Consider the following 21,388-nt stretch of genomic DNA (forward strand, 5'->3'; position numbering starts at 1 on the left):
ATAAAAATGAAGCAAAAAGTTACAGCAGTTTTTGATATAGGGAAAACGAATAAAAAATTCTTTCTCTTTGATAAACGTTTCAAAGAAGTTCATAAAGAATATATTTCATTTGAAGAAGTAGAAGATGAAGATGGGCACCCAACTGAAAACTTGCCAGCTTTAAAGAAGTGGTTAAAACAAGTTTTTGATCGTATTTTAGAGAAAAAGGAGTTTAATGTAGAAGCCATAAACTTTTCAACTTATGGAGCTAGTTTTGTACATATAGATGAAAATGGAGAGCCTTTAACGCCATTATATAATTATACTAAACCCTTACCTAAGGAAATAGTAGATTCTTTTTTTGAGAAGTATGGTCCTAGAGAAGAGTTTCTTAAATCTACAGGATGTGTAGATTTAAGTATGCTTAACTCAGGGTTACAATTGTATTGGTTAAAACATACTCAGCCTGAAGTATTTGCTAAAATTAAATACTCTTTACACTTACCGCAGTATTTAAGTTATGTTTTTACAGGAATTCCTTTGAGTGAATATACGAGTATAGGTTGCCATACTGCACTTTGGGATTATGTAAAAAAAGATTATCATAATTGGGTATACAAAGAAGGAATAGATCAGATACTACCACCAATAGTTTCTACCGAAACTAGTATAAACATGAATTATAATGGTAACAGAATAAAAATTGGTGTTGGTATTCATGATAGTTCAGCGGCATTATTACCTTATGTAAGAAGTATAAAGAAGAAATTTGTTTTAGTGTCTACTGGTACTTGGAGTATAGTTTTTAACCCATTTACCGGAGAAAATGCAGTAGGAGGAGATTTTAATAGTGATACCCTTAATTATATGCGAATTAATGGAAAGCCTGTTAAGGCAACACGCGTATTCTTAGGGAATGAATATAAATTACAAGTAGAGAAGCTTAATAAGCACTTTGGTGTAAATGATGATTATCATCGTAACGTAGATTTTGATTATGACATCTATCTTGAGATTAAGAAAGATTTTAAGCATTGTTTTAAATGGGAAAGTATTTCAGATGAGACTATGCCAGAGAAAACAGCTTTTCAATTTGACAAATACGAACACGCTTATCATCAATTAATGACAGAGCTTGTGCTTCTTCAAATTAAGTGCATTAAAGAAGCATTAGGTACTGATAAAATTGCTCGCATATATGTTGATGGAGGTTTTAGTAATAATGATATTTATATAAAATTACTATCGCATAATTTCAATAATAAAAAATTAAGCACTACTGATGCGTCTCTTGGATCAGCATTAGGAGCCGCTATTTCGATTTCAGATAAGAAATTGAATTCTAAATTTTTAAAACAAAATTATGCCCTCAAAAAACATGTGCCATTTATAGTCAATGGCTAAATTAATATAAGTATTACTTTACGTAAGCGGTTAGAGAATTTAATTCCAAATCAAATAATATGTCCAAAAACATCAAATTGATTCATCCGAGAGATCAAATCACGGAAATCATCAGTAGAGTATATAAAAGAGGGATGACTACCACTTCTGGAGGGAACATTTCTATTATAGACGCGCAAGGAGATATTTGGGTTACGCCTTCTGCAATAGATAAAGGTTCTTTAAGAGCATCAGATATTATATGCGTAAAAAAAGATGGTACTGTAATTGGTAAGCATAAACCTTCTTCAGAATTTCCATTTCATAGAGCTATTTATGAAGCAAGACCAGATATAAAGTCAGTAATTCATGCTCACCCACCAGCCTTAGTATCATTTAGTATAGTACGGCAAATACCTAATACTAATATTATTTCTCAAGCAAAACATATATGTGGGCCAATAGGTTATGCTACTTATAGATTGCCGGGAAGTGAAGATTTAGGAGAGGTTATTGCTGATGAATTTAAAAAAGGCTACAAAGCTGTTATTATGGAAAATCATGGAACTGTATTAGGTGGAAGTGATTTAACAGATGCTTATGAACGTTTTGAAGCTTTAGAATTTTGTGCAAGAACAATTGTATATGGTTCACAAATTGGGACACCAAAATATTTAACGGACGCGCAAATAGACGAATTTGAATCGCAAGCAACAGGAGTTTTACCAGAAATGGAAACGACTACCTACACTTCTGAAGAAGTAGAGAAGCGTTTAGAAATTTGTAAAATAGTACAACGTTCTTGTCAGCAAGGCTTAATGATTGGTTCGTATGGAACAGTATCAATGCGTTGGAAAGAGAATGATTTTTTAATCACACCAACTGATGTAGATAGGTGGGATTTAGATTTGGATGATATTGTTCAGATAAAAGGAGGTAAACGAGAAGCTGGAAAAATACCAAGTAGAGCAACTTGGATTCATCAAGAAATCTATAACAGAAATCCAGATGTAAATTCAATTATTATGACGCAATCCCCTTACCTTATGGCATTTGGGGTTACTGGAGAATATTTAAATGTAAGAACAATTCCCGAAAGCTGGATATTTTTACAGGATATAAATTTTGTGGAATATGGACACCATTTTAGAAAAAATAATAATTCTGAAATTGTAGATAACTGTCCAACGGCATTGATTATAGAAAACGATTCGGTCATTATAACAGGAGATAAATTACTGCAAACTTTTGATTATTTAGAAGTAGCAGAATTTAGTGCAAAATCCATTGTTCTAGGAAATTCTCTGGGAGACATGGTTCCTATTAACGACGAACAAGTAGAAGAATTAAGAAAGAAATTTTTAGCATAAAATTATGGCAATAAGTTTTGATACACGTTACCCATCAATAGACGATTTAAGGAGCAAGGCACAAAAGAAGATACCAAAATTTGCTTTTGAATATCTTGATGGAGGTTGTAATGAGGATGTGAATTTAATTCGCAATACCTCAGAACTCAGAGAAGTACAACTTAAACCTAACTATTTAAGGAAGCACCATGGTTCTTCGCTAAAAACCAAATTATTTGGTATAGAATACGATGCACCTTTCGGTGTAGCTCCTGTTGGATTACAGGGTTTAATGTGGCCTAATTCGCCAGAAATTTTGGCTAAGGCTGCTTTTGAACATAATATACCTTTTATTTTAAGTACTGTAACTACTACTAGTATAGAAAGAGCTGCAGAATTAACAGAAGGCAAAGCTTGGTTTCAATTATATCACCCTGCAGAAGATAAGTTAAGAGATGATATCATAAATAGAGCAGCAGCAGCAGAATGCCCAGTTTTAGTTATTTTATGTGATGTACCCACTTTTGGTTTTAGGCCTAGAGATATAAGAAATGGTTTGGCAATGCCACCAAAAATGAATCTAGCAAACATTTTACAAGGTTTTACACATCCACATTGGAGTTTACAAACTTTAAAACATGGTATTCCTAACTTTGCTACACTAAAGCCTTACATGCCTAAAAATTTAGATTTAAAACAATTAGGTAAATTTATGGATCAAACGTTCTCTGGTCGTCTAAATGAAGAAAAAATAAAACCAATCCGTGATATGTGGAAAGGAAAATTGGTTTTAAAAGGTGTAGCTTCTCATTATGATGCAGAACAAGCTATTCGTCTAGGATTAGATGGGATTATTGTCTCTAATCATGGAGGACGTCAATTAGATGCAGGAGAATCTACTATAAAGCCTTTAGCTTCAATTGCTGAAAAATATGGAGATCAAATCGAAGTAATGATGGATAGCGGTATTCGTTCTGGTCCTGATGTTGCAAGAGCTATGGCAAGTGGTGCCAAGTTTACCTTTATGGGACGCTCTTTTATGTATGGTGTTTCTGCGCTTGGTAAAAAGGGTGGTAATCATACAATCTCTTTATTAAAGACAGAATTACAACAAGTTATGGAGCAATTATGTTGTGAAAAAACGACAGATTTTCCTAACCACTTAATTAAATAACTTAAGGTTTTTAAGAGATAAATGTTAATAGCTAAAAAAACCAGTTAAAATTTAATTTTTAACTGGTTTTTTATTTTTTGAAGATTACTTAAATTACTACTTATTGGTTAGTAGAAAAATTAAGCATCCAATTTATCCATTCTACATTGCTAAACACCTTTTTGTTTCCCTGTGCATGATTAGCTCCTGAAAAAGCTACAAATTGAACATTTTTGTTTCCTGCAGCTTTTAAAAGAGAAGCCATTTTTTCTACAGACGCTACATTTTTACCATCTTCTCCTCCAACCATACCATATACAGGAAGTGTAACAAGTTTTTCTATATTGGCATCATCAGAAATGCCTCTAAAACCACAAGGTGCAACAGCTGCAAAACGCTCAGGAGATTGTTGTATCCAATCCCAAGTACCTAAGCCACCCATACTATGTCCCATAAGGTAAATACGATCTTGGTCTATTTGAGTGTAAGTTTCAAGGATATAATCTAACATGATATTTAGTGTTTTAGGATCCCATTTAGCAAAAGAATTGGGTTCTAATACTATTAAATCTTTACCAGCTAATTCAGCAATAGAAAGCCCTTTTACTTTTGCGGAACGTTTAAGTTGCTCTTCGATTGTCCAAACTTTTCCACCACCACCATGGAGCGATATAAGAAGTGGTAATTTACCTTCTGTTTTTTTCTTAGGAAACGCTATAAAAGCGGTGTCTTTTAACTTACCTAGTTTAGGTAGTAAACTTTTAGGCCAATTTAAAAGTTTAACCTCCATATTTTTAAAAGTACTGTTAATATCTGCAAGAGCCTCTTCTATACTAGAATTTTGACTAAAACTTATTAGTGTAAATAAGGTAAATAAGGTAAAAATCAGTTTTTTCATTTTTTAGCTAACTATTCAAAGATTTACGTTAATTTTATAAATAATACAATGAGTTAAAGTATTATATCTAGATATTAAAACTGTCCTGTTCTCCCCTGATTTTTATATGAGTGTTTTAATTTATCATACTACTTTTATATTTGTATTATACAGTATAGTACAGGATGCAAAAACCTGTTAAGCATCATATTTTCGTTTTTATCCTCTTGCTAAAAAGGATTAATTAAAAACAAATACAACTAACGAATAACTAAATAATATGAGTGAAACATCAGTAGAAATAGAAGACGTTGGTGGTGGAGAGTTTGAAAGAACTCCTGTACCTGCCTCAAGACTAAAAGGTTGGAAATCTTTTTTAGGAATGTATGCAGGAGAACATGCTGCAGGTACTGAATTTATGATTGGTCCGTTGTTTTTAGCTGCAGGAGCCAGTTTAAAAGATTTAATTTTTGGTTTACTTATAGGTAATATTCTAGCTATTCTTACATGGAGATATATAGTAGCTCCTATAGCTGTATCTAGTAAACTCACATTATATTATCAATTAGAAAAAATTGCGGGGAAACATTTAGTAAAGGTTTATAACGTAGTTAATGGAGTACTTTTTTGCTTTTTAGCAGGAGCTATGATTACGGTTTCTGCCAGTGCTGTTGGGATTCCTTTTGGTGTAAGCTTTTCTGTTCCTGAAAGTATTTTTGGGTTAAGTAGTCCAGCGTTTTCTGGAATCGTAATTATTGTAGGTATAGTAATGGCAATAGTTGCCGCAGCTGGTTATAACACGGTATCTAAGTTTGCTAATATAGCTGCACCATGGATGATTATTGTTTTTGCAGCCTGCGGATTATCTGCTTTATCGCAAATGGACGTTAATTCTTGGGATAGTTTAATTAAAGAGTGGGATAAAGGTGTAAGTGTAGTACAAGCTGCAAATGGTAAAGTAGATTTTGGTTTTTGGAAAATTGTAATCTTCGCTTGGTTATGTAATGCAGCTATGCATTTTGGGATGGCCGACTTGTCTATTATGCGTTTTGCTAAAGATACTCGTGCAGGATGGGGACCTTCAATAGGAATGTTTTTGGGTCATTATATGGCATGGATTTGTGCATCATTTATGTTAGCAGCTCAAATTAAATTAACAGGAGATATTTCTGCTAATCCAGGTGCTTTAGCATGGAGTGCAGTAGGTTGGACAGGTATTATTTGTGTTATTATAGCTGGCTGGACAACAGCTAATCCTACTATTTACAGAGCAGGTCTTGCTTTTCAAAGTTTATTTTCTTCTAAGTCAAAAGCATATTCAGGCGTAATTTTAGCAGGTGTTATAGCTACAGTTGCAGGTATTTTTCCAACACTATCCAGTAAATTACTTGATTTTGTAGGTTTGTATGGTACTATTTTAGGGCCAATGGGAGGTGTGATTTTTGTTAACCATTACCTCGCAAAGAAAATGGGCTTTACACAAGATTATGCAGATGAGAAAAGTACTAGCTTCAATACAGCTGTTTTATTAGCTTGGCTAATTCCTGTAGCATTAGGTTTATACTTTATTTTTGGAAAAGGAGTATTCCCTGCTTATGCAGTAATACCTTGCTGGATTGCTTCCAGTTTATTATATGTACTTATTATGAAATTTCAAAAATCTTAAATCATGAAAAAAATATTAAAATTAATTAGTGGTTTATCAATAAGCGTTTTAATACTCTTAGTAAGTATACTTTCATTCTTAGATAAAATAGAGGTGGCTAATATGAAAATGCTCATGCTAATAGGAACAATTCTATGGTTTGCTTCCACACCTTTTTGGATGAAGGAAGAATAGAAGTTTTTATGGTTTTTTGTAGTTTACATTTATAAGTGTTTTCTAGTCTTTTTAAGACTATTTATTTTTTGCGATACTCTAGCATTTTTTGTTAAAAGGCGCTTAGTAGTTTATAAAGTAGTTATATCTAGTAATAAAAGTATATTAAGGTGTATTTCAAATAAATTAACTCATTAAGATGAGTTAATAATATTAGTTATCTTAAGTCGTAATTAATCGCATTAAGAAATTCATCTCTATATGTCTTTTCTTCAAAGAGTCCGCCATGTTCTAAACTTGTGGTAAAACTATTTTTATCCTTGATACCTCTTGAAGACACACATAAGTGTTTAGCGTTAACCATAACAATTACACTTTTAGTTTTTAAGGTGTCTTGCAAATCTGTTAGGATTTGCAAACAAAGTCTCTCTTGTACTTGGGGACGGTGCGCATAATAATCTACTAATCGATTTAATTTTGATAGACCAATAACTCTATCTTCTGGAATATATGCAACATGAGCAAAACCCGTTATTGGTAAGAAGTGATGCTCGCAAGAAGAATCTAAAGTGATATTCTGCTCAATAAGTATTTTCTTATAACCATATTTATTATCAAAAGTTGACAATTTTGGTTTGTTCTTAGGATTTAAACCATAAAACAATTCTTTTACATACATTTTCGCTACACGATATGGTGTTCCAGATAAACTATCATCTGTGATGTCTAAACCTAATTCCTCCATGATCTTTTGAAAATGTATCTGGATATTGGCTATTTTTTCATCATCAGATTTTTTAAAAGCATCAGTTCTTAATGGTGTAGATATATTGGTGGCAATGTGATTGTCGCCAATAAATTCAATGTTATCAGTATTTATTTTATTAGAGCTCATTTACACAACATTTTTCATTTTTACATTGGCAAAACTTACTACCATACCAATGAAAGAATATTAGGCTTAAAGAAGGAAAGTAAATAGCAGATTCAGGGATATTGAACCAACCTGCCTTTTCATTTACAACTATAGTTACTAGTAGAAACCAACTCATATAAAGTGCAATTACAATCCATTTTTTTGATACACTCGTACTAGATTTATATATTGCCAATGCGGAAATACATAGGAATATAATATCTAGACTGGACCACCATAAAGGTTTAGCTTCACAACACTTTAAAACATGTGCTTGAGCTGCAAATAGAAAAGGGGTTGAGATGCAGTGTATAAGGCATAAGCCACTGGAGAGTATACCTATTGAATCTGATTTATTAATGGTTAATAACATCTGAAAATTTGTTATAATGCAACTTAGTTGCAATATTACTTTGGATTTTTTTAAAAAGCAACTTGGTTGCAATATATTTGTGTTATGGGAATTACAAGACAGACTAAACAGGTAAAAAAACTGATGGATATTTTTGACCAAGAGGAGAGAGCGATATCTGTTGTTGATTTAGTAAAGTTATTAGCATCTGAAATGAATAAAACTACGGTTTACCGTATATTAAATAAACTTATGGATGATGGTGTTGTACATTCGTTTATGGGTAAGGGAGGTCTTAAATGGTATGCTAAATGTCAAGATTGTTCTTGTGAAGTGCATAATGATATACATCCGCATTTTCAATGTAAAGTATGTGGGGAAGTAGAATGTCTCCCCGTAACATTTAATATACCTCCTGTAAATGGTTATAAAGTAGATTCTATAAATTTACTTATGGTAGGAGCGTGTAGCAACTGTTCTTAAGTTATAGAAGAGTAAATTGTCTTTAGAAAAATAAATGGACATATTTATTTGTCTGGAAAAAAGATGATTATGCTATGTTTCGCTTTTATGAATATAGAATTATTAATCCCCATCATTATCGGTAGGTAAAACCGTTATAGACAGTATACTAGATATATCAACAGCGAATAGTATATTTAATTCTTTTAAAGCATTATATATAGGCCTTATAGACTCTGGATTTGATGTTATGCCATCATGGAGGTTATTATTAAATAGTATAATTTCTTGATCTATAGTATTTAACTTATTTTGAATTTGTGTTGATATTTTATTAGTATTATCAATACTATTTACTAAGCTTGAAATATTTGTCTTACTTGTAAAATAAACATATTCTACCTCTGACAGTATAGCTTCAATAAGCGCTAAAGAATTTCTGCTTCTGTAAGCTTCTAAGCTATTTGGCGATACATTGTCTGACTTTTCAAAACCAGAAGGCTTGCCTATTTTGGTAACCTTGGCAACATCTAATACATTAATGATTTGGTTAATCGTTAGGCATTTGGCATTATTACTACATAGGCTTTCATTAGCATTTGTGTAAATATTCAAATATTCTGTTTGCCAAGTATTAATCATTAAATTAGCTTGTCTTATTAACTCATCAGTAACACCTAAGACATAGTCTAGTCTAGATGTATCATTTAAGAGTTCTGCTTTAGCGATTTTGGGGTTAAAATCTTTGAATAATAAATATTCTAGGGTACCTAACCCTTTTATAACTGTACTTTTCGTAGTAAAATAGTTAGCATCATAATTTGCTTCTTCAGTAATGTTATTTTCAATTTGAGTAGTATTTATTGGGTAATTATAAATGTTGATATCAAAAAATCGTTGTTTTATTAGTCCAAAATTATATATCTCTGCCCTAGAATATGCTTTTGCTGTAACTAACCATTGTGTTGTAAGTTTGTCATAATCTATATCAGAATTTGATGTTTCAAAATCTAAAACATATTGTTTTAGTACTTCTAGTTCTTCTGTAAACTTTTCTAAACTTAGTAATATATTTTCTTCATAATAGGATTGATAAAAATCATTATTCATGATGATTTCTGTATCATCATTAGATTTACATGATGTAGTTATTAATATGAAGGTAAATACTACTATTAAATATTTCATATTACAATGAGTTTAGATATTGAATTAATTCTTCTCTTTCTGAGGCTATGAGTTGTTTAAAATCTTCTTTGGATTGTTTTGCCTCCCCGCCATGCCATAGTATGGCTTCTTCAATAGTTCTGGCCCGACCATCGTGTAATAAAAACGTATGACCGTTTACAAGTTCAATAAGACCTAATCCCCAAAGCGGTTGTGTTCGCCATTCTCTACTGTTTGCTAAAAAATCTCCTCTATTATCAGCAAGCTCATCTCCCATATCATGTAACAGGAAATCTGAAAATGGATTGATATTTATATTGCTAATTTGAGGTAGAACTGAGTTAGTACCCGTAGTAAAATTATTGATATGGCAAGACACACATCCCAAATCATTAAAGTGCTGTTTGCCTTTTAGAACATCTTCATCCTGAAAATTACGCCTTATAGGCACTGAAATGGCCGACATGTACAATGAAATTCGGCTAAACTGTATGTCAGGGACTTCAACATCCTCACCTGGATTATTACCATTAAATAGTTGGTTACAATCTATGCCATCAGGACAGTTTTCTTCGGGAAAAATCGATGTGGTCAAACCCATATCACCGCTAAATGCCCCAGCTATTTGTTGCTCTAGTGTAGGTTGATTGGCTTTCCACCCAAATTTACCAATAGTTAGCTGTTGTTCCTTTACATTCCATACGTAATTGGCTTTACCGGAGATACCATCCTTGTTTAAATCATCAGGATCAGCATTAGCTAAAATACTGGCTTCAGTTAAAGCATCAATAAACCCGAGACCTATAACTTGTTGGCCTACTCTTGGGGAGATTTCAACGCCCTGTAGACTTCCATAATTTTCATCTATAATACTGTAATTAGGTTGTCGTAATTCGTAAGAAGTTCCATCAGCATATTTACCATTTATAAAAGTGAAATCTACTTGAATATCCGCTTCTTTATCAATACCTAAGTTAGACTCATCCTGTAATTGATCTCCATAGATTTGATGTGGTATTGGGCCTGATGTTGGATTGTTACCTATACTAAGTCTTAATAAAAAGCCTTCAGAATCTGCTCCTGTATTCACAAGAGGTTTACCTCTTCCATCTCTTAAATGACATCCACTACATGCTCTTGCATTAAAAATTGGACCAAGACCATCTCTTGAGGTAGTAGAAGCTGGAGAAGACACCCAACTTTGATCAAACATGGCATTTCCTACTCCAAAAAAAGCTAGTTCTGTATTTGACAATTCTGGAATTGCTCTTCCAAAAGCTTTATCAGCAGTAAATGCTTCAATAGAAAATTGGGATACTAGTTTTTCTTCTCCTTCTTCATACATTGTAATTGTATCTTGATATGTATCATCATCTTTAGAGCAAGATAATATAGCAACCATTACTAGTAATAATGACGTATAACGAATGTGAAAATTGATCACTTTATTCATTGTGGACTAAATATTTGTTAAAGTGTATTTATGAAAAACTATTACACGTTATGTTTCTAATTGAATCACGAAAACTGAAACCAATCTAAGACCGGCTTCAGTTTAAATATGTTAAAGAATATTGTCTTTCTTATTAGTTAATACTAATTGTAACACCTAATGCAGTAGCAGCCTCTGCAATAGCTGTACCTTGATCTTTTAATGCAGATGATAATTGTTCGGCAGGACCATTAGAACCTAATGTCTCTTCAGCTATTATAGCATCAAAACTTTTATTTAAAGCTAATAATGCATCAAGTTTACTTAAGGTGGCTTTAGCTTTTACATCTAAATTTGTTGAAATAGTTTCGTTTATGGTTGCTGATAAATCAACAAGTGAAATACCACTTACTTTAGTTCCGCTTTCAGTTGTATACTCACCGGTAATAATATTATTAATACCATGTACATTTGCCCACATATCTTGGTTGGTGTTATCAGAAAAACAAGAGTGTTCATTTTCCTGTCCTTCATCAATAGCTGGATCTATTCTTTCTAAAGCGACTTCTCCATTAGAAATAAAACCTATACCATTTAAGATATTAGTTAAAGCTGTATTTTTATTTAATCCTGTAAAAGTTGTTCTGTAAGATCCGCCTTGCGCCCAAGTGTCACTTAAGTCTTTCAGGTCTTTAATCAATAAATCTGTAACAATTTGTAAATAGGTTGATCTTCTATCAGCAAAATCAGCCGTTGTATAATCGGTAAATGATCTATTACCAGAAGCAGCAAAGTTAGTAGCTGTATGCGTCACAGGATCGTAATTTAAATCCTGCCCCCATAATAGAAATTCAACGGCATGCCATCCTGTTGATATGTTATCATCTTTTCCAACTTCATTTTTGTCCATGATATTTGCTTCTGTAAGCTCAAATGATATATCTCCTATTAAACCATTTTGGATAGAGCCCCCACGATTGTCAGAAACATAATCTATATAACCTTCATCTAAAGGCCACGCATTAATTTGTCCTTCAGTTCCTAAAAGATCTTCGTTATCAATAGGTCCGTTTGCTTCACGAAATGCCTCAGTTTGTCCATAAAAGTCACGAGCATATAACCATGCATTTTTAGCGTCTTGTAATGTAGTTGCTGATGGAGCTGCTAAAAACGCATCAATCTTGGTTTTCATATCTACAGCTGTATTATAAGAATCTAGATAATTAGCAGCTACGATTTGAGCATAGGTATCAATAAACGCTTCAACTGTAACTTGGTTGGGTGTAGAGGTGTTGTCATCATCGCTTGAACATGCAAATAGTGTTAAAGCAAGTGCGATTAAAGTAATAATTTTTTTCATTTGTTTTTATTTAGACTTAATTAAAATAATTACGCAAAAATATTTCTATTTATTTAAAAAGCAACTTTATTTATAATAATTCTAAATTAATTTCCAGATATTTATTTTAGCCTTTCTATTTCACTAATTATTTAATTTTTTAACTCTTTTTTGTCATTTCATAAATTAAAAAACAAAAGCCTAATAGAGTTATTAGACTTTTGAATGCATTGACATGAATCATTTTTTAGACAGACTAATTCAACATCAAATTATTGTAGTAATTCATATTCAAATTTGGGGTTTCCTCTTTCTCCGTTTTCGTTAACTACAGCGTTAAAACGTAATTTGTAATAGTTTCCCGCAGTATCCTTTATAACAAAATACCTGTCATCCTTTACAACAGCTACTGGACCAGCAAAAGGGTCTCTCCAACCACTACCGATAATATTTCTTTCATTAAAATTAAGAGAGCCGTCATCCACATCAGAAACTGAAAAATCTTCGAATGTAGGTACGCCTTCAATAGCCACACCCTCGCTATCTTTGGTAGATACTTTATATAATCCTGTACCACCTAATGTGTTGTGAATTACATAATCGCTATAGGTAGGTCCGTTTTCAGCACCAAATACACCTGCGAAATTAATATCCCATTTATCTTTTTGAGGCTCAGCAGTTACCAGTTTTTCATCCTTTAAACTAAATGCAACAGCATTATAGTCTACATTTTTTGTAATAGTAGTTTCTTTTATGGTAGTAGATTCTAATTCAGCATATTGCAATTTATAATCTTCGCCATCCATAGTAATTCTAACCTTATACCATCCTCTATCATCTCCAGAGTGGTTAGTACTTCCAGAACCTGCTGTTGTAGGTATTTCAGATCCCATATACACTAAATATACTTTATTATCGTCTGGAGTAGCAGAAATTTCAGAAATAGCAGTTTCGCTTCCATCTCTATGATCTGCATACGGGCCGTACATAGAGTAAGATTGCTTTACACCTTCTTTGTATTCTTCTACTGAATTTATAATTTTTGTTTCCGTCTGTTGCGTAAATAAATTGTATACATCAATTTCTAAAGCAGGAGAAAATGCTGTAGCACTTGTTATTGCACTTAAATCCGTAAAATCTGAAAGTTCGGCAGCTGTAACACGTAATGCGGAATTTAAAAACACCTTGTTTGCTGCTCCTGAGTGAAATGCTAATTCCCAAGCATCTCTTCTTACTGGGGTAGTAGTTTGAGCGCTTAAATCTATAAATACTTGATTAGTATAATTTACACCTCCAACTTCTGGAGCAATAACACCACCTAACGCGGCAGTTTCCGTAAAGCTTAATAGAAAATCAACATTACCACTTACAGTAGCATTAGATAAACTTACTTGACTTATTGAGAATGTGATAGCCTTAGTATCACCTTCAATTGGTGTCTTTAATTTATTTATCTTAAAACTAACGCTTTCAGCACCAGCTGTAAAAGGTAAAGCAATTGTGCCGCCATCGCCAACAGGTATAGTTGTGAAGTCCCCATCAAGACCATATTCGGCATTGTCTAAAGTATAATTAATAGTTATAACACCATTAGAAGTTGCTGCAGGAGCAAATACAACTACAACATCTTTATCTACATCAGTTGCAAGAAAACTAGCAGAGGGGTTCTCAAAAGCTACTGCAAAATCTTGGAGCATAGCTTCGTCGTCATCATTACTACATGCACTCACTAAAAATAGAATTACGAGTGCTTTGATAAATATTAGATTTGTTTTCATTTGTTATTTAATTAGATTTAATATTATATAATAGTTTTAAAAAATAAGATCGTCCGTATCCCAAAAGAATATTACTAGCAGGCCCAGAATGTGCACCACCTTCAATCGCGGTTGTATTTACTTGAGTGATATTAAAAAGATTTCTTGCTCCCAATGTTAGTTGTAAAGCTTTGTTTGCAAAGTCTTTACGAAAAGAGGCATCTAGCATACTAAACCCAGCTTGCTCTCCTCTAACTAAAATGGTTTGATTATTAGCATCTTGTTGTTGTACAAATTGTTGAACCGGCCCATTGAATTTAAAAAATGCCGAAGCCACTAACCCAATTTTATCAAAACGATACGATGCATTGGCATTGGCCTGTAGCGCAAATAGATAATCATCGTTAGCCAAAGTTCTACTGTCTAAAACTTTTGATTGTCCAGAGTAACCCAAACCAAATGAAGCTCTTAGGCTGTTATAAATAAGTGTATTTCTAAAAAAAGCACCAATGGTTTTAAAAGCATCAATGTTAATGTATTGAAACTGTAATGGGTTATTATTAATTATGCTTAATTCTATTCTGTCTTCAACATTTAAATAGTTAAAAGACAGTTTACTTTGCAGGCGAATAGGTGTTTCAGCCTTACCAAAAGAAAACTTCTTTTTTATGTGTGCAAAAATTGAAGCGCCTTGTTCTGGTAATAAATCTGCATTACCTCTTACATCGTGGTTTGCATCTACAAAATAGGTGTAAAGCTCCGCATAATTTGGTAGTCTAGGAGAGGAGCCTACTAGTACGCGTAACTCTAAATCATTTTTTAAATTATACTTTGAAATTAGAGATACGGCTGTCCTTGGTTTAAATAGGGTAGAGGCAATTAATCTTGCTCCAGGACGTATGGAAATTTTTGGTGTTATGTTAATTTCTGATGATGCAAAAACATCATAATTGCCAAGTTCTCGTCTTATATTTTCGCCATCAAAACTACCAGCTTCTTGGGAAACGAAACCATTGGTATTATTAATTTCATAACCAAGTTGTGTTTTAAAATTTTTGCTATTAAAAAAATTACTAAAGTTACCTCTAGAGTACCACACGTTTCTAGATTGAAACTCAAAAGCATTTACATCAAATTTCTCTCTGGTTCTTATGCGGTATTTAAACATTTCTACATCACGCTTTTGGCTTTGATATGAAAAGGAAACATCATAATTAATTTGCTGTTTTAGTTTGCCACTAAAATTTAAGTGATGAAAAAAACGTATGGAGTTAAAAATAGCATCAGTTCCAACAGGGTTTGTTGTATTTGTGGATGCGTTGAAATTTTCTGTAACTTGTGATGAAAACCGATCAATTTGCTCATCAAAGTACTCGAACTTATAAAAGGATTGAAAATTATCTCCTGAAAAATTAATTAATGCTTTTCCTGTATTTTGAATTTTTGGTAGCCATAAAAATCCACGTAAACCATCATTAAGTTCATAATAGGGGCCTTGTCTATCATCTAAAAAACCATTAAAATCGTTTCTATTATAGTTAGCACTTACATTGATTTTATCTGTTAGTTGATGCCCAATTCTTAACGACTGTATATGCCTACCCTCACTAAACAAAGCATATTCGTTACTAACTGTTTCTTCTTGTGTAAACGTAGAAACATCCCATTTATATTTTGAATTTTTCTTAGTTATTATATTAATAACCCCAGAAACAGCATTGGCACCATATTGCACGCCCATAGAACCCTCAACTATTTCAATTTGCTTGATGTCGTCTAAATTTATTTGGGTTAAATCTGTATTATTGCCTAAACCCTCGTCGTTTACCAAAGGGATATTATCTACAAGTATTTTAAAATACTGACCATCCAACCCAAACATCTGCACAGTTGATTTTCCTGTATTTGCATTTGGAATGATATTTAAATTAAGAGATTGATTTAATACATCAGCAAGATTGTTACCAGCTAGCATATCAATTTGTTTGCGGTTTATCACATTTACTTCAAATACAGACTTCTTAATGGATTGTGGGTTGTATTGCCCTGTTAAGACAACTTCTTCTAATGTTTCAACTTTAATAGAATCTCCATCTTTTCTAGAAGTTTCCTGAGAAAAAGAATAGCCTACTAAAAAAAATGAAAAATAAATAGTTAAATATTTTTTATTTAGAATCATTCTTAATTAAATTTGCTGCAAATATATAAGTTATTTTTAATTAGTCTAAATAAGAATAAATAGATTTTTAAAAAATTAATATTCACATAACTCAAACATTTAAAAATGAAACGATTAACTATTTTATCGCTACTAATTTTAACATTTACCCTAAATGCGAATGCTCAAAGCAAGAAGAAAGAAGACCTAGAAGCCATTAAGAGTATGTGTGGCTGTTTTGAAGTAACATTCAATTTTGCTGAAACATTTAATTACAGTGAAGATTCTTTGTACAAGCCTTCTAAGACCAAAACAGATAAGGCCTTAGAGTGGGCGCAATTGGTTATAGATGATAAAAACAAAGTATCTATACAGCATTTATTGCAAGTTGGAGATCCATCTAAACCATATATAGTAAAGCATTGGAGGCAGGATTGGGTGTACCAAAACACCGATTTTTACATGTATAATGGCGATAATAACTGGAATTATATTGCGAAACCAAAAGCTGATGTAAAAGGGCAGTGGACACAAAAAGTGTATCAAGTGGATGATAGTCCACGTTACGAGGGTTCTGGGACTTGGGTACACGTTGATGGCAAAAGCTACTGGGAAAATACTACCGACGCACCGTTACCAAGACGCGAATATACCACAAGAAGTGATTATAATATTACAGAAAGAGGTAATCGACATGAGGTAACCGATTATGGTTGGGTACACGACCAAGACAATAAAAAAATTGTTAGAACATCTGGAGCCGATGATGTAATAATTGCTAAAGAAAAAGGCTATAACACCTATAAAAAAGTAGCCGATAGTAAATGCCAAGGTGCAATTGATTGGTGGCAAAAACACAAAGCAAAATGGGCTTTGGTTAGAGCAAAGTGGGATACCGTATATGGCATGAATAAAGATTTAGCACTAGAAACTAAGGTAGAAAACAAACCTTTATATAAGCATTTATTTTCTGATGATATCGATGAGGAAACCGCTATTAGTGAGGTTATAGAATCTTTTGTAAAATAAGTGATTTATGGTTTCAAGTTATAAATTATTAAATATCATTATTGTTCTAATCTCAATCCAAGTTAGTGCTCAAACTAATGTTTTTTTAGATAGAGCTTATTGGAAAAACAAACCTTCATTAGAGCAAGTACAGGAAGCTATTAAAAATGGCAACGATCCTACTGAACTCAACGAACATGCATTTGATGCCATTTCTTTGGGTCTTATTGAAAAGGTAGATAACAACATCATTAAATACCTTTTAACTATAGATGGTAATGGTGTAAATAAGAAAACCCACGATGGTAGAACCTATGTGTTTTGGGCTGCATACAAAGATAACATAGAAATGATGCAGTACCTTGTTGATAAAGGTGCAAAAATGGATATTATTGATAGCCATGGCTATTCGGTATTAAACTTTGCAGCAGTTACAGGACAACGCAATACTCAATTATATGATTTCTGTATAACGCATGGCGCTAATGTACTTTCAGAAAAAAACAATGATGGTGCCAATGCTCTTTTACTAGTTGCTCCAGCTTTAAAAGATGATGTTTTGATAGATTATTTTGTCTCAAAAGGTATTAATTTACACAGTGTAGACAACAACGGTAATGGCATATTTAACTATGCTGCCAAAAAAGGAAATATAGATTTACTAAATCTACTTATAAAAAGGGGAGTTGCGTACAAGTCGCTAAACACAGTAGGAGGTAACGCCTTTATGTTTGCAGCCAAAGGCACGAGGCATCATAAAAACACATTAAAAACTTATAAATACTTAGAAAGCTTGGGACTAGAACCAAATATAATTACAAATGAGGGTTTTACACCTTTACATGCGTTAGCTTATAAAAATAAGGATCTTGATATTTTCAAGTATTTTATTGAAAAAGGAGTTGATGTAAATCAAAAAGATGTGAATGGCAATACAGCTTTTATCAATGCATCTTACAGCAATACTTTAGAGTCTGTTTTATTTCTTTCAGAACATATTAAAAATATAAATACCCAAAATAAAAAAGGGGTAACACCTTTAATGCGTGCAGTAGAAAGTAACTTTGAAGATGTTGTTGCCTTTTTAATAGAACAAGGCGCAGACATAACAATAACCGATGCTAAAGGTAACTCTTTAGTATATTATCTTATATCTTCATATAGTGAAAAATCCAAAGACAGTTTCAGGAAAAAGCTGGAATTGTTAAAAGCTAAAGGGTTAGATTTTTCAACACAACAGGCAAACCAAGATAATCTTTGGCATTTGGCAGTAAAGCAAAATAGCCTTAATCTTTTAAAACTACTTGAAGGGTTAAATGTGCCCATAAATCAAAAGAATAAATATGGTTACACGCCACTTCATATTTCAGCAATGAAATCAAAAGATAATACCGTCTTACAATTTCTTTTAAATAAAGGTGCAGATAAAAGGATACAAACCGATTTTGAGGAAACACCATTGGATTTGGCTAAAGAAAATGAAGTATTACAAAACAACAAATTCAGTTTAACTCTTTTAGAATTATGATGATACGTTTATTAAAATACATGCCCATTATAACTATTTTACTGTTTACGCTTTTAGCGTTTACCAACGCTACGGAAACAACCAAAGTGAAGTGCATGATACAGTTAACAAATTATTCTGGCGAGGGAGCTTATGTAGTGGTTTCACTATTAAACCCAGAAGGAGCTTACGAGAAAACCTTATACGTTCAAGGAACAGATAAAGAGTGGTATAGCGATATAACTGAGTGGTGGAAGTTTTATGGAAAGCGTAGACCTGATATAGATGCCATTTCTGGCGAAACTGTTGCAGGAGGTGAGCGTACCATAAGTGTTTTAGATATAGATGCTGATATATTAGATAAAGGCTACAATATTCGTTTTGAAACCGCTGTTGAAGATCAGGAGTACTATACAGATGATGTTCAATTTGAGTTAACCTCAGAAAGCTTAACAAGTAAAGTTGAAGGCAAAGGGTTTATAAGATATATACGTTTAATACCTCAATAAACAGAAGTTTATGACATTATCTATATGGAGATATAGTCATTTTTTACTGGCAGCATCAACTGCCCTGTTTTTGGTTGTAGCTTCTATTTCAGGTGGAATTTTAGCTTTAAAATCAATGTCAGATGTGGTGCAGCCACAAGTAACTTCAAATTTAGCGTACATTACATTAGGGCAAACAGTTCAGGCTTTAAAAAATGAGTACAAAGACGTATTTGAGTTTGAAATTACAAACGCTAATGCTGTAAAAGCTTCTGTAATTACTAAAGCAGGTAAAAGCAAAACAATTTATATCAACCCAATTTCTGGAAAAAAAATAGCAGCTATTGAAAAACCATCTGCTTTTTTTAATTGGATGACTAACTTTCACAGGTCGTTGTTTTTAAAAAGTATCGGTCGGTTTTTTGTGGGGTTAGTATCATTACTTTTATGCTTAATCGCCATTACTGGAGTAGTACTTGTTTTAAAAAGGCAAGGCGGAATACTAAAGTTTTTCTCTAAAGTAAAAGAAACCAATATTAACGAGCGTTATCATGTAATTTTTGGACGTTGGTTTTTAGTACCTATATGTATCATTGCGCTAACGGGAGTGTACCTTTCTGCTGAAAAGTTTTCGTTACTACCCCAAACTACTACCTCACACAATTACGATTTTGAACCTTCTAATACTCCAAAGTATAATGATGTTTTAGAAATTCCACTACTTAAAAACACGACATTAGATCAACTTAGAAAGTTAACTTTTCCTTTTTCTGAAGATGCAGAAGATTATTTTGAAATAGCCTTAACCAATAAGGAAATATTACTGCATCAACATACAGGCGAAATTATTAGTGAAGTGCGGTATCCCTTTGTACAAATGGCCTCTATACTAAGTTTAAAATTACACACGGGAGCGGGGAATTTTTTATGGTCTACAGTACTATTGATAGCCAGTTTGAGCATCCTCTTCTTTATATACTCTGGATTGTCCATGAGTTTAAAACGTATCAAAAAATCAAGAATAACACTAGGAACTTTTGATAAAGATGAATCGGAAATTATTCTTTTAGTAGGTTCAGAAACTGGAAATACATTTGTATTTGCAAAAGACTTTTGTAAAGCTTTAGTTAAAGCAGGAAAAAAAGTATTTCTCTCTTCATTAAATGAATATTCAACTTATAAAAACGCTAAGCAATTAGTAGTGTTTACTTCTACATACGGTAAAGGAGATGCACCAAATAATGCTAGAAATTTTGAAACCATTATCAATACAGTAAAACCTGTAAATCCTATTCAATTTTCGGTAGTAGGCTTTGGTTCAAAATTGTATCCTAACTATTGCCATTTCGCCATTAAAGCAGATGCATTGCTTCATAAACTAAGTCAATTTAAACCCTTATTGCCATTGGTAAAAATCAACGAGCAATCGCAAACAGATTTTGATAGTTGGGTATCACAGTGGAGCAATATCACTAAGGTAGATTTAAGATTAAAACCTTCAAAAGAAAAGCGTAAATTTCAAAAGTTTCAGGTTGTAGAACGTACCTCTATAAATTTAGATAAGACTTTCCTTTTAACGTTAAAACCTAAGCAAAAACTCAACATCCAATCAGGCGATTTACTTTCTATTATTCCTGAAAATGATACGAAAGAACGTTTGTATTCCATTGGGAAAATTAATAACAATCTCACGTTAAGTATAAAAAAACATGACAAAGGTGTTTGTTCTTCAACATTAAGTCAGTTAAAACAAAATGATATGATTACAGCCACTATAAAACAAAACTCAAGTTTTCATTTTCCGAATGATGCAAAAGAAGTTATTATGATAGCCAACGGCACGGGTATTGGACCATTTTTAGGAATGATTAATGCCGAAAAGCCAAATAAAACAAAAACTTACTTGTTTTGGGGAGGTAGAACCAAAACGTCTTTTAAGTTATATACCAATTTAATTGATTCTGCTTTTTACAAGAAAAATCTTTCGGGGCTTTTTGTGAGTTTTTCTAAAGAAGAAAACCAAAGAAGATATGTTCAAAATTCTTTAGTAGAAAAAGCGGATTTGGTATGTCGTGTCCTTAAAAATGGTGGAACACTTATGATTTGTGGCTCTTTGGCAATGAAAAATGATGTACTTGCAACCTTGAACAACCTCACGGAAACACGTTTTAACTTGCCTATATCTTCTTTTGAAAAGTATAACCAAATATTAACCGACTGTTATTAAAAAACCAAAACTACT

Annotated in this window: 18 protein-coding genes; 10 read left to right on the forward strand and 8 right to left on the reverse strand. The window is 32.6% G+C overall.

Annotated features, from left to right (window positions below; translation table 11 throughout):
- Positions 1 to 6 precede the first annotated feature (6 nt).
- The 3 genes from EYD46_RS01645 to EYD46_RS01655 are packed head-to-tail and all read left to right on the forward strand — an operon-like array spanning position 7 to position 3,885.
- Entirely contained in the window at positions 7 to 1,383 is a 1,377-nt protein-coding gene (locus EYD46_RS01645; RefSeq protein WP_130935310.1) for an FGGY-family carbohydrate kinase, read from the forward strand.
- Positions 1,384 to 1,442: 59 nt separating this feature from the next.
- The gene (locus EYD46_RS01650) at positions 1,443 to 2,732 is read left to right on the forward strand and encodes a class II aldolase/adducin family protein (protein ID WP_130935311.1); all 1,290 of its coding nucleotides are present in this window, start codon (positions 1,443 to 1,445) and stop codon (positions 2,730 to 2,732) included.
- Between the two features lie 4 nt (positions 2,733 to 2,736).
- Positions 2,737 to 3,885 (forward strand): alpha-hydroxy acid oxidase, encoded by a 1,149-nt coding sequence (locus EYD46_RS01655; RefSeq protein ID WP_130935312.1) that lies wholly within the window; start codon positions 2,737 to 2,739, stop codon positions 3,883 to 3,885.
- Positions 3,886 to 3,985: 100 nt separating this feature from the next.
- Here the strand turns inward: EYD46_RS01655 and EYD46_RS01660 are convergent, their stop codons facing one another.
- A complete protein-coding gene (locus EYD46_RS01660; protein ID WP_130935313.1) occupies positions 3,986 to 4,762 on the reverse strand; it encodes a carboxylesterase family protein in 777 nt (258 codons plus the stop codon).
- A 259-nt stretch (positions 4,763 to 5,021) separates the two neighbouring features.
- Here EYD46_RS01660 and EYD46_RS01665 point away from each other — a divergent pair, with 259 nt between their 5' ends.
- Entirely contained in the window at positions 5,022 to 6,407 is a 1,386-nt protein-coding gene (locus tag EYD46_RS01665) for a purine-cytosine permease family protein (protein ID WP_130935314.1), read from the forward strand.
- A 3-nt stretch (positions 6,408 to 6,410) separates the two neighbouring features.
- Positions 6,411 to 6,581, forward strand: coding sequence for a hypothetical protein (locus tag EYD46_RS17660; RefSeq protein WP_165454317.1), 171 nt, complete (start codon positions 6,411 to 6,413; stop codon positions 6,579 to 6,581).
- A gap of 196 nt (positions 6,582 to 6,777) precedes the next feature.
- Here EYD46_RS17660 and folE read toward each other — a convergent pair whose 3' ends face one another.
- Both folE and EYD46_RS01675 read right to left on the reverse strand, forming a co-directional pair.
- Positions 6,778 to 7,455 (reverse strand): GTP cyclohydrolase I FolE, encoded by a 678-nt coding sequence (folE, locus tag EYD46_RS01670; RefSeq protein ID WP_130935315.1) that lies wholly within the window; start codon positions 7,453 to 7,455, stop codon positions 6,778 to 6,780.
- Entirely contained in the window at positions 7,445 to 7,849 is a 405-nt protein-coding gene (locus EYD46_RS01675) for a MerC domain-containing protein (protein ID WP_130935316.1), read from the reverse strand. Before EYD46_RS01675 ends, folE begins: the two co-directional genes overlap by 11 nt.
- An 84-nt stretch (positions 7,850 to 7,933) precedes the next feature.
- On the opposite strand from EYD46_RS01675, the gene EYD46_RS01680 reads away from it, so the two are divergent.
- Entirely contained in the window at positions 7,934 to 8,311 is a 378-nt protein-coding gene (locus EYD46_RS01680) for a Fur family transcriptional regulator (RefSeq protein ID WP_130935317.1), read from the forward strand.
- A gap of 102 nt (positions 8,312 to 8,413) precedes the next feature.
- Here EYD46_RS01680 and EYD46_RS01685 read toward each other — a convergent pair whose 3' ends face one another.
- The 5 genes from EYD46_RS01685 to EYD46_RS01705 form a co-directional block, all read right to left on the reverse strand.
- Entirely contained in the window at positions 8,414 to 9,478 is a 1,065-nt protein-coding gene (locus EYD46_RS01685) for an imelysin family protein (protein ID WP_130935318.1), read from the reverse strand.
- 1 nt (position 9,479) lies between these two features.
- Positions 9,480 to 10,910 (reverse strand): di-heme oxidoreductase family protein, encoded by a 1,431-nt coding sequence (locus EYD46_RS01690; protein ID WP_174719879.1) that lies wholly within the window; start codon positions 10,908 to 10,910, stop codon positions 9,480 to 9,482.
- Between the two features lie 133 nt (positions 10,911 to 11,043).
- Positions 11,044 to 12,249, reverse strand: coding sequence for an imelysin family protein (locus tag EYD46_RS01695; protein WP_130935319.1), 1,206 nt, complete (start codon positions 12,247 to 12,249; stop codon positions 11,044 to 11,046).
- A 251-nt stretch (positions 12,250 to 12,500) separates the two neighbouring features.
- Positions 12,501 to 14,006 carry an HmuY family protein gene (locus EYD46_RS01700; RefSeq protein ID WP_130935320.1) on the reverse strand — a complete coding sequence of 502 codons (1,506 nt, stop codon included), beginning with the start codon at positions 14,004 to 14,006 and terminating at the stop codon, positions 12,501 to 12,503.
- Between the two features lie 7 nt (positions 14,007 to 14,013).
- On the reverse strand, positions 14,014 to 16,164 hold the full coding sequence (locus EYD46_RS01705) for a TonB-dependent receptor plug domain-containing protein (RefSeq protein WP_130935321.1): 2,151 nt from the start codon (positions 16,162 to 16,164) through the stop codon (positions 14,014 to 14,016).
- Between the two features lie 105 nt (positions 16,165 to 16,269).
- Here EYD46_RS01705 and EYD46_RS01710 point away from each other — a divergent pair, with 105 nt between their 5' ends.
- The 4 genes from EYD46_RS01710 to EYD46_RS01725 are packed head-to-tail and all read left to right on the forward strand — an operon-like array spanning position 16,270 to position 21,373.
- Positions 16,270 to 17,172, forward strand: coding sequence for a DUF6607 family protein (locus EYD46_RS01710; RefSeq protein WP_130935322.1), 903 nt, complete (start codon positions 16,270 to 16,272; stop codon positions 17,170 to 17,172).
- Between the two features lie 7 nt (positions 17,173 to 17,179).
- Positions 17,180 to 18,679 carry an ankyrin repeat domain-containing protein gene (locus tag EYD46_RS01715; protein ID WP_130935323.1) on the forward strand — a complete coding sequence of 500 codons (1,500 nt, stop codon included), beginning with the start codon at positions 17,180 to 17,182 and terminating at the stop codon, positions 18,677 to 18,679.
- Positions 18,680 to 18,699: 20 nt separating this feature from the next.
- The gene (locus EYD46_RS01720; RefSeq protein WP_241657673.1) at positions 18,700 to 19,167 is read left to right on the forward strand and encodes a DUF2271 domain-containing protein; all 468 of its coding nucleotides are present in this window, start codon (positions 18,700 to 18,702) and stop codon (positions 19,165 to 19,167) included.
- Positions 19,168 to 19,177: 10 nt separating this feature from the next.
- On the forward strand, positions 19,178 to 21,373 hold the full coding sequence (locus tag EYD46_RS01725; RefSeq protein WP_130935325.1) for a PepSY domain-containing protein: 2,196 nt from the start codon (positions 19,178 to 19,180) through the stop codon (positions 21,371 to 21,373).
- Positions 21,374 to 21,388: the final 15 nt, after the last annotated feature.

Origin of the sequence: Hyunsoonleella pacifica, assembly GCF_004310335.1 — a bacterium.
Taxonomy (GTDB): domain Bacteria; phylum Bacteroidota; class Bacteroidia; order Flavobacteriales; family Flavobacteriaceae; genus Jejuia; species Jejuia pacifica.